This window comes from Tsukamurella soli, from assembly GCF_039541155.1.
Lineage (GTDB): Bacteria > Actinomycetota > Actinomycetes > Mycobacteriales > Mycobacteriaceae > Tsukamurella > Tsukamurella soli.
Genome location: NZ_BAABFR010000249.1, coordinates 1 through 1,017, shown reverse-complemented (window position 1 = coordinate 1,017; position 1,017 = coordinate 1). Strand labels below are relative to the sequence as shown.

Genomic DNA, 1,017 nt, shown 5'->3' with positions numbered 1-1,017 from the left:
CCCGACGAAGCCGGTGTGCCCCGGCCCGACGGTGCCGGCGCGGCTGCGCGCGGCGGCGGTGGCGCCCGGCTGGTCGAACTGCCGATCGGCGCCACAGAGGACCGCGTGGTCGGCTCGCTCGACCTGCACAAGGTGCTCGGCGACGGGCAGGTGGCGTTCACGCCCGGCCTGCTCGCGGACGCCGACGGCGGCATCCTCTACGTCGACGAGGTGAACCTGCTCTCGGACCATCTCGTGGACGTACTGCTCGACGCCGCCGCGATGGGCGAGGTCAACGTCGAACGCGATGGGGTCTCGCGCAGCTATCCGGCCCGGTTCGTGCTGGTGGGAACCATGAACCCGGAGGAGGGCGAGCTGCGGCCGCAGCTGCTCGACCGGTTCGGCCTCGCCGTGGACGTGCACGCCTCCCGGGACGTCGATATCCGCGTCGAGGTGATGCGCCGCCGCCTCGACTTCGAGGCGGACCCCGATACCTTCGCGGCCCGCTATGCCGCCGCCGACGCCCGGCTCACCGTCGACATCGCGGCGGCGCGCGCCCGACTGCGGCAGGTGACGCAGCCCGACGCCGAGCTGCGCCGGATCGCCGTCGTATGCGCGGCGTTCGACGTGGACGGCATGCGCGCCGACCTCGTGATCGCCCGCGCCGCGGTCGCGCACGCGGCATGGCGCGGGACCGATACCGTCACCGAGGACGACGTCCGCGTCGCCGCCCAGCTCGCGCTGCCGCACCGCCGGCGCCGCGACCCGTTCGACGAGCCCGGCCTCGACCAGCAGGCCCTCGACGACGCACTGGATGCGGCGCGCGACGACGACCCGGATCCCGAGCCGGACGGGCCTGGCCCCGACGGCCGCCCGGAGCCCACGGACGCTCCTCCGCCGAGCGACGGCGGCGGCGCGCGCCCGGACTCGGGGCAGGGCGCTCAGTCCCCGCTCGCGCCCCACAGCGGATCGCTCCCCACCGCACGCCACCGCGCCGTCACGCGCCTGACGGTGCCGGGCCTCGGCACCGGCGCGACC

At 76.1% G+C, this 1,017-nt stretch carries 1 protein-coding gene; it reads left to right on the top strand.

Features of this window, described 5'->3' with window-relative positions; translation table 11 throughout:
• The coding region (locus tag ABD908_RS27405) for a magnesium chelatase ATPase subunit I (protein ID WP_345002076.1) at window positions 1-1,017 on the top strand (1,017 nt) is incomplete at both ends.